Raw genomic sequence first — 13744 nt, 5'->3', positions numbered from 1 at the left:
CGCGGCCGCGCCGTCGGACTGAATCAGGCGATCGGAGCGGTCTGGACCGGCGCGTCGGCCGTGGAGACCGGCGTGGTCGTCACGGCGGCGGGAGCCGGCGCCGCGATCGCCGGGGCAGGCGCGCCGGCGTCAGTGTCAGCTTCCTGGGGGACCAGCATATTATAGGCGACCGCGCCCGCTTCGAGCATCGGACCCGTCGGGTCCAGGCTGGCCTGAATCAGTCGCGGGCTGTCCATCTCGCCCGACGGACGGGCGGCGTAGGAGAAGGCCCCGCGCGAGCCGGACCGGCCGCCGAAGCGATAGAACAGGTGGTCGCCGACCTGGCCGACGCGCACGAGCGAGTTGCGCCAGCCGGGCGAGACGCCGGTGGTGTGGAAATGGGTGGCGTTGCCCACCGCGCCGTAGACGGCGCCGGACAGGGCGCTGGAGGCGACCTCGCGGGCCCGGTCCCAGGCGGCGCGGTTGACCCGGCCGCGCATCGAACCGTCGCAGGTGAAGCTGAACTGGCAGCCGGTGCGGCGCCCCGCGCCCTGGAAGACCACGCCGCAGACACTCTTGGGGAAGGCCGGATGGCGCACGCGGTTCAGCACCACCTGCGTCACGGCGCGCATGCCGTCGCGGCCCTCGCCGCGGGCTTCGTAATAGGCGGCCTGGGTCAGGCAATCGAGATCGCGTGAGGCGTCAAGCGCGCTGCCGAGCCGGAAGGGCAGGGCCGCAACCGGGCCGGTCAGATTGACACGGCGCAGGTTGGCGTCCGCGGGTTGGCCGCGCAGCTGTTCCAGACGGGCGGTCAGGAGCTCGGCCTGACGGTCGCGCTGGGCGCCGCCGGCCACGGTATAGGGATCATGCCGACGGGCGATGGTCAGGGCGCTTTCGTCCAGACCGCCGGCGGCCGCCGCAAGCGCTTCCTCGGTGAAACCCGCCGCGGTCGCGCCTTCAATGCGTTCAGCCTGGGCCCGCACGGTCGTAGCCCTGGCCGCCGTACCGCCCAGCCAGGCGCAGCCGACCGCCAGACCCACCAATGCGCCGAACGCCGCCGCCGCCGATCCGGGCCGAATCCGGGCCGCACGATCAACAGGAGCGTTCACACGCGTTTGCGGGGCTTTCAGCAAGGGCTCAGTCCTGTACGGCAGGGCGCAATGCCGCCCCCGGGTAGTCTCGCAACCGGGCGACCCTCTCCAATCCCTGGAGATCGGCGTCGCGATCCGCTTGCGGTAGATCGATGGTCAGCGAATGGGCCAGCTATCGAGGACGCGCCTTAAGCCAGCCGTTTGTGGCGCCAATGTGGTTGATTCGCAAGATTGCTGTGCGGCGCAACATCGCGGGCATCGCCACAGGCATCGTGAAGTTAACAGGTCCGACCAATCGTATAGTCATGCCGAGTGAATGGCGTTGTTACTGTATTTCGCACCACAGGGACAACACGGACCGAGTGTCACAATCCATCTGGCGGATTGAAGGAGGACTGCACTATTGTCTTCCATACGGCCCTTAAATGGCCATTGACTTGCCACGGCGAGCCGGAACCGGCGGAAGCGGCCAGCGTTGAAGCTCCGCCATTTGAAGGATCACCACCATGAACCGCACCGCCATCACCCTCGCAGTCGCCTTGTCGGCGCTCACCGCCGCGGCCTGCGGCCAGACCGTCCAACAGAGGGCGGCGACCGGCGCCATCGCCGGCGCCGTCGTGGCCGGCCCGGTCGGCGCGGCGGTGGGCGGAGCCGCGGGCGCCGTGGTCGGCAAGGCCAATAACGAGCCTGACTGAGGCTTTTTTCGCATCATGGGTGCGGGGCGGCGCTCGAAGCCGCCTCGCGATCTTGATTTTCGCGCCCATATCGGGTTAGCGACGCGCCGGGCTGCGCTGCGAAAGCGCCCGCCGCGTTCCAGCGCATCCATAAACGATCAAGGACATCGACGCCCTCCGCATGAGAGATCTGAAACAGACCGGCTTCTCGGACCGCATTTCCACCCAGCAGGAAGCCAAGAAGGCCCTGCTCGCCCGGTTCAAGCCCAAGGCCGCCGCCCCCGACCCCGAATTCGACAAGCTGGCCGCCAAGCGCGCCGCCGAGAAGGAGGCGCTGCGCCAGCAGCACGAACTGGCCAAGGCCGAGCTGCGCCGTCAGAAAGCGGACCAGGAGGCTATCCGCGCCGAAGCCGCCCGGGTGGCCGAGGAAGAGTCGGAAGCCGAACGCCGCGGGGCCCGCAAGGAACGCAAGGCCCTGACCAAGGCCGAGCAGAAGGTGGCGCGCGACGCCCGTTACGCCGCCCGCAAGGCGCGCACACGCTGATTCCCCCAGACAGCGGCCGGATCGCCGGCCCTGGACTATTCGGCCGCTGAGACGATCCAGGCTGGCGGGGTGCCGCTCCGGGCGATGTCGGCGGCCGGATGGTTCATCACAAAGGGCACAACGGGGTCACAAAGGACACGACGGGACCGGGGATGCGTCCTGGCCCGTGCGTTCCTCCGCATGTCATCTGATCGCGGCGTTCGCCGCATTCATTGATCAAGGCTTTGGCGCGGCTCTGTCATCCTCTCAGAACCCGTCGTGTCCTTTGTGACCCCGTTGTGCCCTTTGTGATGAACCAGCTTGCTCTGGGGCGAGGGAGCAGAAGTCGCCTCAACTCAAATGAGGTTTGTCCTTAGTTGAGTTCGCCCAGGACCCGCGCCAGTTGCTCGCCCGAGTATGGCTTGCGCAGGAACGGCCAGGGCGCGTCGGCCAGGGCCGCGTCCACATCCTCGCCAGCATAGCCCGAAGTCAGCACCACCCGCATGTCGGGGTAGTCGCGTCCGCATTTACGCGCCAGTTCGATGCCGGTCATGCCGCCGGGCATGACCACGTCGCTCAGCATCATGTCGAATTTTTCGCGTTTCAACAGGTCCAGCGCCTGCGGCGCGGTCTCGACAGCGCGCACCTCGAGCCCCAGGCCTTCCAACAGCTCCAGCGCTACAACGGTGACGCTAACGTCGTCTTCGACCAGCAACAGGCGACGGCCTGCGGCCATCGGCGGGGCCGCTTCGGATCCGGCGTCGGCGGCGACACCGGCGGCCTCGTCCTGGGGCGGCAGAAACAGTTTGATCTCGGTTCCGAGGCCGACCGTGGATGAGATCTGGGCGGCCCCGCCGCTCTGGCGGGCGAAGCCATAGACCTGACTCAAGCCCAGTCCGGTCCCCTTTCCCACGGCCTTCGTGGTGAAGAAGGGCTCGAACACCCGGGCGACCACTTCGGGCGCCATGCCCACGCCGTTGTCGGAGACGGTGACGCAGACGTACTCCCCCGCCGCGAGGTCAGTGACCTGGCCCGCATCGACGGTGCAGGCCAGCGTCTGGACCGTGATCCGGCCCTTGTCGCCGACCGCGTCGCGGGCGTTGACGACCAGGTTCAGCAGGGCGGCCTCGAATTGCGAGGGATCGACGCTGACCCGCGCCCCGCCGCGCCGGAGCTTGAGTTTGAACTCCACCGCCTCGCCGACGGCCCGGCGCAGCAGGGGCTCGCTCTCGCGGATCTGGACGTTGAGATCGAGGGCTTCGGGCCGCAGGGCCTGACGGCGCGAGAAGGCCAGCAATTGATGGGTGAGACCTTCGCCGCGCCGCGCCGCCGCCAGCGCTGCTTCGCCCAGCTTCTGACGTTTGGCCGCGTCGTTGGGCGAGCGCAGCATGATGTCCAGAGCGCCGATCACCACCGTCAGCAGATTGTTGAAGTCGTGCGCCACGCCGCCGGTCAGACGGCCGACGGCCTCCATCCGCTGCGCGTGCATCAAGTCCGCCTCGGCCTTGGCCTTTTCCGCCAGCGCCTCACCGACCCGCTCCTCGAGCAGCTCGTTGATCCGCTTCAGATCCTCTTCGGCCCGCTTGGCCTCGGTGACGTCGCTGTTGGCGCCGACGTAGCCCTGGAAGACGCCGGCCGCGTCAAAGCGTGGAATGCCCTCGCAGCGAAGCCAGCGGGTGCCCAGCCGCGGATGCTGCACCAGCATCGTGTGCTGGTAGCGATCCCGTGCCTCCACGGTCTGCACGAACGTCTGGTGGTCACCCCCCCGGTCGAGGGTGGCCACAGTGTTGCGCCAGCTCGAGGCCAGATCATCGTCGCCGACATCGAAGAAGGTCTTGTAGCTGCGGTTGGCGAAGGCGAGATCGCCCTCCGGGTCGGTCATCCATATCTGCACGGGCGCACTGTTGGCGATGGTGCGGAACCGGGTCTCTGACTCGGCCAGCCGGTTCTCGGCCTCGACCCGGGCAGTGTCGTCGCGCAGAGTCAGCACCGCGCCGATCCGACTGCCGTCGGGATTGAAAACAGGCCGGGCGTTGCCGACGGCGAGGACTTCGGAGCCGTCGGGTCGGCAAATGCGCCAGCGCGCGTTCAGAACCGTCTCGCCGTTCATCACCGCGCGCGCCAGCGGCAGTTCGTGCGGCGGGTAGGGGCGGCCGTCTTCGGTGAACAGATGATAGGTCCCGGAATAGTCGTCGGGGCCGACGTCCAGACGCTCGACGCCGTGCAGCCGGACCGCCGCGTCATTGACGAAGGTGATCCGCCCGTCCGGGTCGGTCACGATGACGCCCTCCGCCAACTGGCCGAGGATGGCGTCGCGCTCGGCCGCGGCCGCGACCAGGTCGGCGGCGGTTTCGCGAATGTCGGTGACGTCGAAGGCCACGCCGACAAAGCCGATCACCTCGTTGTCGCCTCCCATCCGGGGCCGCGAGAACGACTTCAACCAGCGGTACTCGCCATCGTGGCGCAGATACCGGGCTTCCATGGAAAAGGGTCGGGCCGAGGCCTCTCCGGCCAGGGACTCCTGGAGGACGCGCTCGTGATCGTCGGGATGGATGACGGTCCGCCAGTCCGCCAGGCGCGCCTCTTCATAGGCGCCGCCGTTGTAGGCGACATAGGCCTGATTGACGAAGGCGCGGGTGCGATCCTGCTGGGTCACCCAGATCAGCACCGGGGCAGTATCGGCGATGGCGCGGAAGCGTTGCTCGCTCTCGCGTACCTCGGCCTCGGCGCGCGTGCGTTCGATCTCGGTCCAGGTCCGGTCGGCGACCTCTTGCAGCAGGGCGGTCTCCGTCGCGGTCCATTCGCGGACCCCGGAACTGTGGGCGTAGAGGAAGGCGCGCAAGCTGCCGCTGCGGATCACCGGCGCACGCATCAGGGCGCGGGTTTCCAGACGTTCGAAAACCTCCAACGCGTCGCGGGTGCGCGGATCCTGTTGCACATCGGCGATCTGGATCAACCGGCCTTCGGCCAGATCCGTGATAAGGTCGGCGCCGAGTTCCTCGAGACTGAATTCGCCTTGGGCGCTGACCACGCCGGCCGTCCAGTCGCGGGTCATGGAGACCAGGCCGCGTTCCTGATCGACTTCGCCATAGCCGACCCGGTCAGCGCCGAGTTCGAGGCCAAGGGCGCGTTCCACCTCCAGGATTACCGCGTCAGACGACGTCAGCTCGCGCAGGCGATCCGTCAGGGCCAGCAGGAAGGACTGCCGCCGCTCCTGCTTCTCGAGGGCGTCCAGGGCCTCGCGCGTCTCGGAGATGTCGAAGGCCATGCCGACATAGCCGAGGAACACGCCGTCGCTGTTGAAGCGGGGATTGACCGAAATCCGCATCCACCGCCAGCTGCCGCCGGCATGCTGGAATCGCGCGTCGAAACCGTAGGGCAGGCGCTGCGGCCGAGCCGCCGCCATGGCCGACTCGACCCCGGACTGATCCTCGGGATGGATGGCCTGCTTCCAGAGGTGACCAAGCATCTGGTCCGCGGGCCGCCCATAGTATTCGACCAGGGCGGCGTTCACGAACTCCACCTCGGCCTCCGCATTGGTCATCCAGACCGGGGAGGGGGCCGTGTCCGCCATCAGCTGGAAGCGGGCGTTGCTTTCGGCCAGGGCCGCCTGGGCCGCGCGCTGTTCGGTGATGTCGGTGTTGGTGCCGAACCAGCGCACGATCCGTCCGGCCTCGTCGCGCACGGGCATGGCGCGGGACAGGAACCAGCGCCATTCCCCGGCGCCGCTGCGCAGGGGAAAGATGTCCTCCCACGGTTCGCCGCTCTCGATCGCCTTTTTGAATCGCGCGGTGACCCCATCCACCATCGCTGGATCGTGCACGGCCTGCCACCCCCAGCCCGCCATCTGCTCTGGGGTGGTGCCGGTGTAGGCGTGCCAACGTTGATTGTACCAGTAGATCGCGCCGTCCGGCTCGGCCATCCAGGCGAGGTTGGGGATGTTGTCGGCGACCAGGCGAAACCGGGCTTCGTCCTCATCGTTCCGGTCGCCTTTCGGCGACGCCTCCGGCGGACGCGACAGCATACGGCCCCGCTGAGACACGGCGGCGCCTATGTTGAAAATCCGAAAAAAATCCCCGAACGCGCTCATAGACCCCCACTCGCGCGCACGCGACCTGAACGAACGTATTGGATCGGCTTGAGTTCCGACAAGCTTAACGATTGCAGTCAGCCCCGGCGGGCGGATTCGGCCTGGCGCATAAAAAGTCTCGAAAAGGACAGGGTCTTTCACACCGGGAAAGCGTTGAGACTTGACCGACCCGGGCTTTTCCGCCTGAAAAGCGCCCGGCTTGGCGCTTACTACTGCACAGTCGTCGGACAACGATGTCCCGGCTTGGGAGCTGATATTTGGCCAGGATCGACTGGACCACGAAGCTGAAGGAGATGCGCCGGCTGCTGGCCGCCGCACCCGTGGTTCTGGCCGCCTTCGGCGTGGCCATGGCCGCCAGCTCGACGCCGCGTCCCGAGATCGACCGTCGCGCCGAGGCCGTCCGCGCCCTGACCGGCGGCGACCTCAGCGCCCGCGGGTTCGCCGCCATCACCGGCCGAATGGACCCGTCACAGCTGGCCATCGCCCTGCGTCATGACCCCGGCGAACGCCGCGCGGCCCTGTACGGGCTGACTCCCGGCTGGGAGAGTCTGACCCTGGCAGGCCGACCGACGCTGGACTTCGGCGCCACGGGCCTCGACGCGATGAAGCTGAACGCCGCGACGCCGGACGCCTCCCAGTTTCTGCGCGTCGCCGCGCCCTTCGTCTTCAAGCCCGCCACGGCCGAGGACCGCCGCCGGGCGCTGCGCTGCCTGACCCAAGGCATCTATTACGAGGCCGCGCTTGAGCCCACCGAGGGCCAGGAAGCCGTGGCCCAGGTCATTTTGAACCGCGTGCGCGATCCCAACTACGCCAACAGCATCTGCGGCGTGGTGTTCGAGGGCGCCGAGCGCACCACCGGCTGTCAGTTCAGCTTTACCTGCGACGGCGCGCTGGCGCAGGCGCCGGTCGGCTGGGCCTGGAACCGCGCGAAGCTGGTCGCCGAACGCGCGCTGGCCGGGCACGTCTCGGCCCGCGTCGGCACCGCGACCCACTATCACGCCGACTATGTCCGCCCGTGGTGGGCGCCGACGCTGAACAAGCTGACCCAGATCGGGGCGCACATCTTCTATCGCTGGAAGGGCGTCTATGGAGAGCCGGCTGCCTTCCGCCGGCCCTACACCGGCCGCGAGCCGTTGATCGACGAGGCGCGCTTCTCACGTCCACGAATCCAGATCGCCCTGGCCGCGGACGCCGCCTTGCTCGCCCAGGCCGAGGCCGCGCTCGCCGGCGACCTCACCCTGCGCACCGTCGAGATCGACGGTCAGACGCGCGTCGTCGGCGTCGCCTCCCTGGGCGGCCGACGTCAGGCCTCCGCCGCCGAAATCGCCGCCATCAACCAGCGGATGGCGGCGTTCGAGGCTCCAACTACGCCCGCACCGGACGAGCCCATGCGCACGGCTCCGCCGGGGGTGACGCCGATGGCCGTCGAGGAAGTGGGCCGCCCGACCTCCTGACTGTGTTGTGTCGCAACGAATGCGCGGGCAAGACGTTCGTGCGGGGGGTTTTCGGGACGAAGCTGTTTCGGCCGACGCCAGTCCCGACCTTGACCAACAACCCGCCGCATCCACGCTTGTGTAGAAGGGCCGTTTGACCAATCCCGCTGAAAGCGATCCCGAGGCGATTGAAGCAGAGCGGCTCCGTGTGCTGCGGTCCTTCGACATTCTCGACACCGATCCCGAACAGGCGTTCGACGACGTCATGCTGCTGGCGGCGCGCATCTGCGACGCGCCGATCGGCATGGTCAGCCTGGCGGTCGGAGACCGGCAATGGTTCAAGGCCCGGGACGGCGTCGGCGTCCCGGAGATCGGTCCGGCCAGTTCCTTTTCCCGGTATGCGATGCGGCAGCCGGGCGTGACCTTGGTGCGCGACGCCAGCCTGGACCCGTTGTTCGCCGACCATCCTCTTGTGACCGGCCAGTCCGGCTTCCGCTTTTACGCCGGGGCGCCGCTGATCGACGACCAGGGGCTGGCGCTGGGAGTCCTGTGCGTCATCGACACCCGCCCACGCCCACAGGGGCTGGACGAAACCCAGCTGATGACGATGAATGTGCTGGCCCGGCAGGTCATGGCCCTGCTGGAGCGCCGCCGCGCCCTGCGCGAGCGCCGGCGGAGCGACGAGGCGGCCACCGCCGCCGTCGAGGCCGCGCGCCTGGTCACCGAGAAACTGGCCGAGAGCGACGCCCGCTTTCAGGCCATCGCCGACAGCATGCCGCAGATGGTCTGGTCATCGCGCCCGGACGGTCATCACGACTACTATAACGCCCGCTGGTACGCCTTCACCGGGGCGGCGGAAGGGTCGACCCTGGGCGACGCCTGGGGCGAGATGATCCACCCGGAGGATCAGGAGCGGGCGAGGACGGCCTGGCGAGCCTCACTGTCCACGGGCGAGCCTTATGAGGTGGAGTATCGCCTGCTGCACCACACGGGATCCTACGCCTGGACCCTGAGCCGGGCCATGCCGATCCGCAATGCGGATGGGGCGGTCACGCGCTGGTTCGGGACAGGGACCGACATCGCCGAGATGAAGCGGCTGGAGCAGGCCAAGGCCTTGCTGAGCCAGGAACTGAGCCACCGGATCAAGAACATCTTTGCAGTGATCTCGGCCCTGCTGGCCCTTTCGGCGCGGCAGTACCCCGAGGCCACGGCCTTTGCGCGGGCCGCCCGGACCCGGATCGCCGCGCTGGCGCGGGCCCATGAATTCGTGCGGCCGCATTCGGAATCCAGCCGCCCCAGCCTGGACGGCACGACCTTGCACGCCTTCCTGCGCGACCTGTTCCTGGCCTATGACGACGAGGCGGGGAACCCCCGCGTCGTCATCAGCGGCGATAACGCGGACTTTGACGATCAGGCCGCTACCCCGGTCGCCCTGCTGTTCCACGAACTGGCCACCAACGCGGCCAAATACGGTGCGTTGTCGGCGCCCGAGGGCCGGGTCGATCTGACCACCACGCAGCACGGCGACCGCTATGTGATGACCTGGCGGGAGCGGGGCGGCCCGCCGGTGACGGGGACGCCGGACCGATCCGGCTTCGGCTCATCCCTTCTCGCCCTGTCGGTCGAGGGGCAGCTGGGCGGCGTCCTTGAACAGACCTGGGCTTCCGAAGGATTGAAGGTCGTCGCCGACATTCCCGCCACGGCCCTGGCGCCGCGCCGCGCCGCGCGAGAATTGGCGTGAACCCCCATGCGCGCCTTGCGTTGAGCAGGCACAAGTCCGTAGTGAATCGAAACCAATGACCGCCCGTATCCTGATTATCGAAGACGAAGCCCTGGTGGCGATGGAGCTTCGCTTCGTGCTCGAAGACCTCGGTTACACCGTGGTCGGCACAGCGCCGGATGCGCGGACGGCCCTGACCCTGGCGTCGCGGGGCGGCATCGACCTGGCGCTGGTCGATATCCACCTGTCCGACGGCGCCACGGGCGTCGAACTCGGCCAGGAGCTGGGCGAGGCGCACCGGGTCACCGTCCTGTACATGACGGCCAACCCCGGCATGGTCAGCCATGGCGTTCCCGGCACCATGGGGGTGCTGACCAAGCCGACGGATGAGGGCTGCGTCCGCGAGGCCGTCGAATACGCCCTCCACCTGCGACGCGGCGAACCCGCGCCGGTGGTTCCGGATGGGCTGCAGATGTTCGGCTGAAGCCCGGCCTTACCAGACCCCGATCCTCTCCGCCGGCTTGTGCGAGATGGGGTTCTGGGCGCGGGCGTGATCTTCCTCGGCCAGAAAGCGAACGGCCTCAAGCGCAGCCATACAGCCCATGCCGGCGGCGGTGACGGCCTGGCGGTAGATATCGTCGGTGACGTCGCCGGCGGCCCAGACGCCCTCGATGGCCGTGGCCGTCGTGCCCGGCTTGACCACCAGATAGCCGCCTTGTTTGGTCTCCAGCTGGCCGGCGAACAGTTCCGATGACGGGGCGTGGCCGATGGCGATAAAGACGCCGTCGGCGGCCAGGTCGCGCGTCTCGCCCGTCCGCACGTTCCTCAGCCGCGCGCCGGTGACGTTGACACCGCCCAAGCTGTTGGTCTCGCCCAGGATCTCGTCGATCGCGTTGTTCCAGATCACCTCGACCTTGGGGTTGGAGAACAGCCGGTCCTGAAGGATGCGTTCGGCGCGGAACTCGTCGCGGCGGTGGACGACGGTGACCTTAGAAGCGAAATTCGTGAGGAACAGAGCCTCCTCGACCGCAGTGTTGCCGCCGCCGACGACGATGACGTCCTTGCCGCGATAGAAGAAGCCGTCGCAGGTGGCGCAGGCCGAGACGCCGAAGCCCTGGTATTTCGCCTCGCTCTCGATGCCCAGCCATTTGGCCTGGGCGCCGGTGGAGATGATCACCGTCTCGGCGAACATTTCGGTCCCTGAGTCCAGCGTCAGCTTGAAGGGGCGCTGGCCCAGATCAGCCTTGACCACGATGTCCTCGATGATCTCGGTGCCGACGTGGGCGGCCTGGGCGCGCATCTGCTCCATCAGCCAGGGGCCCTGGATGACGTCCGCGAAGCCGGGATAGTTCTCGACATCGGTGGTGATGGTCAGCTGGCCGCCCGGCTGGAGGCCGGCGATGACGACAGGGCTCAGCATGGCGCGCGCCGCATAGATGGCGGCGGTCCAGCCGGCGGGGCCGGAGCCGATGATGGCGACCCTCACCTGGCGAGGGGGGGCGGTTCGGGGAGTGCTCATGGGTTCTATTTAGGCGTTGATTCCTTCCGGCGCGATGCCACGTTCAACGGGATTCACAGGTCTGTCGGGAGGGGGACATGGCGGAACGCAGCTATCTGGGCGTCGGCATAGCGCTGGGGGTTGGGATCGGAACGGCCCTTGGCATCGCCATGGACAATCTGGCGCTGGGCATCGGCGTCGGCATCGCCATTGGCCTGGCGCTGGGCGTGGCCATTGATGCGGGCCAGCGGCGCAAGGGCGGCGACGGCTCAGGCTCCGACAGCGGCGCCAATGCCTCGAGCGACGGCGGGCGCGACAGGGAAGCGAATGACGAGTCGGACGGGGGGTCAGACGGCGGCGGCGGGGACTAGATGGGCGGCACGGTGATCACGCCGACCTGCTGGCCGTCCCGATAGACGGCGCCGGCGTCGTCGAAGGTCAATTCGTTCTCCAGGATGACGACCACATGGTCTCTGGGCGTGACGCGCCGGCTGAGCGGATGGCCGTCCGAATGAGTTCCGCCGCAAATGAAACGAGACCGGTCGATGTCCGGCGGGCAGGCGTGGAACTCGATCCCCCGGGGCGAGAAGCCGACGCCGTCCGAGGCCCAGATGCCGCTCTCGGGATTGTAGCGACCTTCGAAGACGACCCAGTAGTCCCAGCCTTCCGGATAGGACCAACCCTCCTGGGGAAGGGGAATCGCGCCCTTTCTGGCGGCGACGAGGAAGGGACGGCCGGCGGCCATCTGCTCCACCAGCGTCATAGGCCCGGTCCCTTGCGAATCCTGGGCCGGGGCGGGGGAGGCCGAAAGCGCCAGCAGGGCGGCTGCCGCGGTCAGGCGGGCGAAGTGGGTGGGCGAGGACATGCAATACTCCGGACAGACGCGGTATCGCTCAGTTGAGCCCGAATTTCTCGCGTCGGCCAGTGACTAAAGCCAACACCGCGCGAGCCGCCCGCTCGGTCTCCGCCAGCGGTTCGTAGGTCCAGCCCTCCAGCCTCCCGTCGAACGGCCGCGCCGCCCCCCGCTCGCGCAGATCGGCGTGCAGGCGCGCGAACTTGTCGCCCGCCTTCAGCGCGACCATCGGCAGGACATGGACTGGCTTGCCGGTCGAGGCGGCCTCGGCGGCCATGTTGGCGCTGTCTTCGGTGACCAGGATGTGGTCGGCGAATTTCAGGAAGGCGAAATAGGGATTTGGACCCTCGCCGTCCCAGATCAGGCCGGGAAGATGCTTCAGCCGGGCAGTGATGGCCGCTTGGGCCGCCTCGGGCGTGCGGCGGGAGAATGTGAGCATGAGCGAGCCGCCGACGGCCTCTACGGCATCCGCAATCCCGTCAGCCAACTCGTCGGCGTGCGCCTCCGGCAGGTCGAACGCGCGCGACCGTCCCCCGATCAGCACGGCGACGCGCGGACGGGGCAGGGGCTCCAGCCGCTCGGCGAAGGCTGCGGCTTCCTCGGCCAGTCGCTCGGCCGTCACCCGGTGCGGCGAGCCGGTGACCGACAGGACGTTGGGGGCGGCGACGCCGTCATGGGCCGGTGCGACGACCAGATCATAGGCGCCCATGTTCCAGCGCGGATCCTGGGTCTGGACCACGAAGGTCTTGCCGCCGGACCGTTCCCGCGCCCGGGCCGAGAGAGGCAGGGTGGCGCGGCCGGTGGCGATCCACAGGTCGGGCCAGGGCTCTCCGGCCGCCGGTTCGGTGGGATCGGACGACAGGTCCAGCATCCACGACGCTTTCAGCGCAGACGGCAGTTTGTCGAAGGCCGCGCGCCAGCGAACGTGTTTGAGGGTGACGCGGGACGAAAAAAGGCGCTGGACGGCTTCCGCCAGACCCAGCGCCTGATTTTCCATGCCGGTCCGGCCGTCAGAGACGACCCAGATCGAAAGCGGGGTCTGACCGGACCCTATTTCCACTCGACCTTGAGGATTTCGTAGGCCTTGACGCCGCCGGGGGTGTTGACCTCGACCGCGTCGCCGACCGCCTTGGAGATCATGGCGCGGGCGATGGGGGACGAAACGGAGATCTTGCCCGCCTTCACATCGGCCTCGTGCTCGCCGACGATCTGGTAGCGCGCCTCTTCCTCGGTGTCCTCGTCGACCACGGTGACGGTGGCGCCGAACATGACCTGGTCGCCGTTCAGCTTGGTCACGTCGATGACCTGGGCGCGGCTGATCTTGTCCTCGATGTCGGCGATCTGGCCTTCGATCCAGCCCTGACGCTCTTTCGCGGCATGATATTCCGCGTTTTCAGATAAATCGCCATGCTCGCGCGCTTCCGAGATGGCCGAGATCACGCTCGGCCGCTCCACGGACTTCAATTGCTTCAGCTGGTCGTCGAGGACACGGTAGCCCCCGGCCGTCATCGGCACTTTTTCCATATGTCGTGAGTTTCTTGCTTCGCCCTACTGAAGGTTTGGTGACGCCAGAGATCGCTGGGCGCTTGCGACCGGCCAAAGAGGTTAGGGCGCCAAGCCCCAAGGTTCAAGGGCAAAGGCGGTTTGCGAAGAATGCCGTTATGCGGCCCGGTTGCGCCTTCGCTCGCGAATCTCCTGGATGCTGCCCCACAATTTGACACGGCCGACGAGGCTCCAGGCCAACCAGGCGACGGCGGCGAGCCCCAAGGCCATGAACAGGCTGGACACCAGAAAGACACCCGCGGCCATGAAGGCGAGGATGAAGGCGACGGCGGCCACCAAGGCGGCGATGACTTGAACGGTTCTGGGGCGCATGGGTCGAT

The 13744-nt window shown here is 67.9% G+C and carries 13 protein-coding genes; 6 read left to right on the top strand and 7 right to left on the bottom strand.

The window, feature by feature from the left end; all coding sequences use genetic code 11:
* Positions 1–23 precede the first annotated feature (23 nt).
* A complete protein-coding gene (locus Q8K49_RS12465; RefSeq protein ID WP_305306398.1) occupies positions 24–1088 on the bottom strand; it encodes a cell wall hydrolase in 1065 nt (354 codons plus the stop codon).
* 488 nt (positions 1089–1576) lie between these two features.
* Here Q8K49_RS12465 and Q8K49_RS12460 point away from each other — a divergent pair, with 488 nt between their 5' ends.
* Positions 1577–1765, top strand: coding sequence for a hypothetical protein (locus Q8K49_RS12460; protein WP_305306397.1), 189 nt, complete (start codon positions 1577–1579; stop codon positions 1763–1765).
* Positions 1766–1925: 160 nt separating this feature from the next.
* On the top strand, positions 1926–2288 hold the full coding sequence (locus Q8K49_RS12455; RefSeq protein WP_305306396.1) for a DUF6481 family protein: 363 nt from the start codon (positions 1926–1928) through the stop codon (positions 2286–2288).
* A gap of 352 nt (positions 2289–2640) precedes the next feature.
* Here Q8K49_RS12455 and Q8K49_RS12450 read toward each other — a convergent pair whose 3' ends face one another.
* Positions 2641–6291, bottom strand: a complete 3651-nt coding sequence (locus Q8K49_RS12450; RefSeq protein ID WP_305306395.1) for a PAS domain S-box protein — start codon at positions 6289–6291, stop codon at positions 2641–2643.
* 323 nt (positions 6292–6614) lie between these two features.
* Here Q8K49_RS12450 and Q8K49_RS12445 point away from each other — a divergent pair, with 323 nt between their 5' ends.
* From Q8K49_RS12445 to Q8K49_RS12435, 3 genes are all read left to right on the top strand, one after another.
* On the top strand, positions 6615–7811 hold the full coding sequence (locus tag Q8K49_RS12445) for a cell wall hydrolase (protein WP_305306394.1): 1197 nt from the start codon (positions 6615–6617) through the stop codon (positions 7809–7811).
* Between the two features lie 133 nt (positions 7812–7944).
* On the top strand, positions 7945–9531 hold the full coding sequence (locus Q8K49_RS12440) for a sensor histidine kinase (protein ID WP_305306393.1): 1587 nt from the start codon (positions 7945–7947) through the stop codon (positions 9529–9531).
* A gap of 55 nt (positions 9532–9586) precedes the next feature.
* Positions 9587–9994 (top strand): response regulator, encoded by a 408-nt coding sequence (locus Q8K49_RS12435; RefSeq protein ID WP_305306392.1) that lies wholly within the window; start codon positions 9587–9589, stop codon positions 9992–9994.
* A 9-nt stretch (positions 9995–10003) separates the two neighbouring features.
* Here the strand turns inward: Q8K49_RS12435 and trxB are convergent, their stop codons facing one another.
* The gene (gene trxB / locus Q8K49_RS12430; protein WP_305306391.1) at positions 10004–11029 is read right to left on the bottom strand and encodes a thioredoxin-disulfide reductase; all 1026 of its coding nucleotides are present in this window, start codon (positions 11027–11029) and stop codon (positions 10004–10006) included.
* 77 nt (positions 11030–11106) lie between these two features.
* Here trxB and Q8K49_RS12425 point away from each other — a divergent pair, with 77 nt between their 5' ends.
* Positions 11107–11379 (top strand): hypothetical protein, encoded by a 273-nt coding sequence (locus Q8K49_RS12425; protein WP_305306390.1) that lies wholly within the window; start codon positions 11107–11109, stop codon positions 11377–11379.
* Here the strand turns inward: Q8K49_RS12425 and Q8K49_RS12420 are convergent.
* From Q8K49_RS12420 to Q8K49_RS12405, 4 genes are all read right to left on the bottom strand, one after another.
* Positions 11376–11873 (bottom strand): hypothetical protein, encoded by a 498-nt coding sequence (locus Q8K49_RS12420; protein WP_305306389.1) that lies wholly within the window; start codon positions 11871–11873, stop codon positions 11376–11378. The genes Q8K49_RS12425 and Q8K49_RS12420 overlap by 4 nt on opposite strands.
* Positions 11874–11901: 28 nt before the next feature.
* The gene (locus Q8K49_RS12415) at positions 11902–12858 is read right to left on the bottom strand and encodes a mitochondrial fission ELM1 family protein (protein WP_305306388.1); all 957 of its coding nucleotides are present in this window, start codon (positions 12856–12858) and stop codon (positions 11902–11904) included.
* A 53-nt stretch (positions 12859–12911) separates the two neighbouring features.
* Entirely contained in the window at positions 12912–13385 is a 474-nt protein-coding gene (gene greA / locus Q8K49_RS12410) for a transcription elongation factor GreA (protein WP_305306387.1), read from the bottom strand.
* A 135-nt stretch (positions 13386–13520) separates the two neighbouring features.
* Positions 13521–13736: a hypothetical protein gene (locus tag Q8K49_RS12405; RefSeq protein ID WP_305306386.1), complete on the bottom strand. Its 216-nt coding sequence runs from the start codon at positions 13734–13736 to the stop codon at positions 13521–13523.
* Positions 13737–13744: the final 8 nt, after the last annotated feature.

It is taken from the genome of Brevundimonas sp., assembly GCF_030682035.1.
Lineage (GTDB): Bacteria > Pseudomonadota > Alphaproteobacteria > Caulobacterales > Caulobacteraceae > Brevundimonas.
The sequence above is the reverse complement of the archived record's forward strand: the minus strand, read 5'-3'. Positions and strand labels throughout refer to the sequence as shown.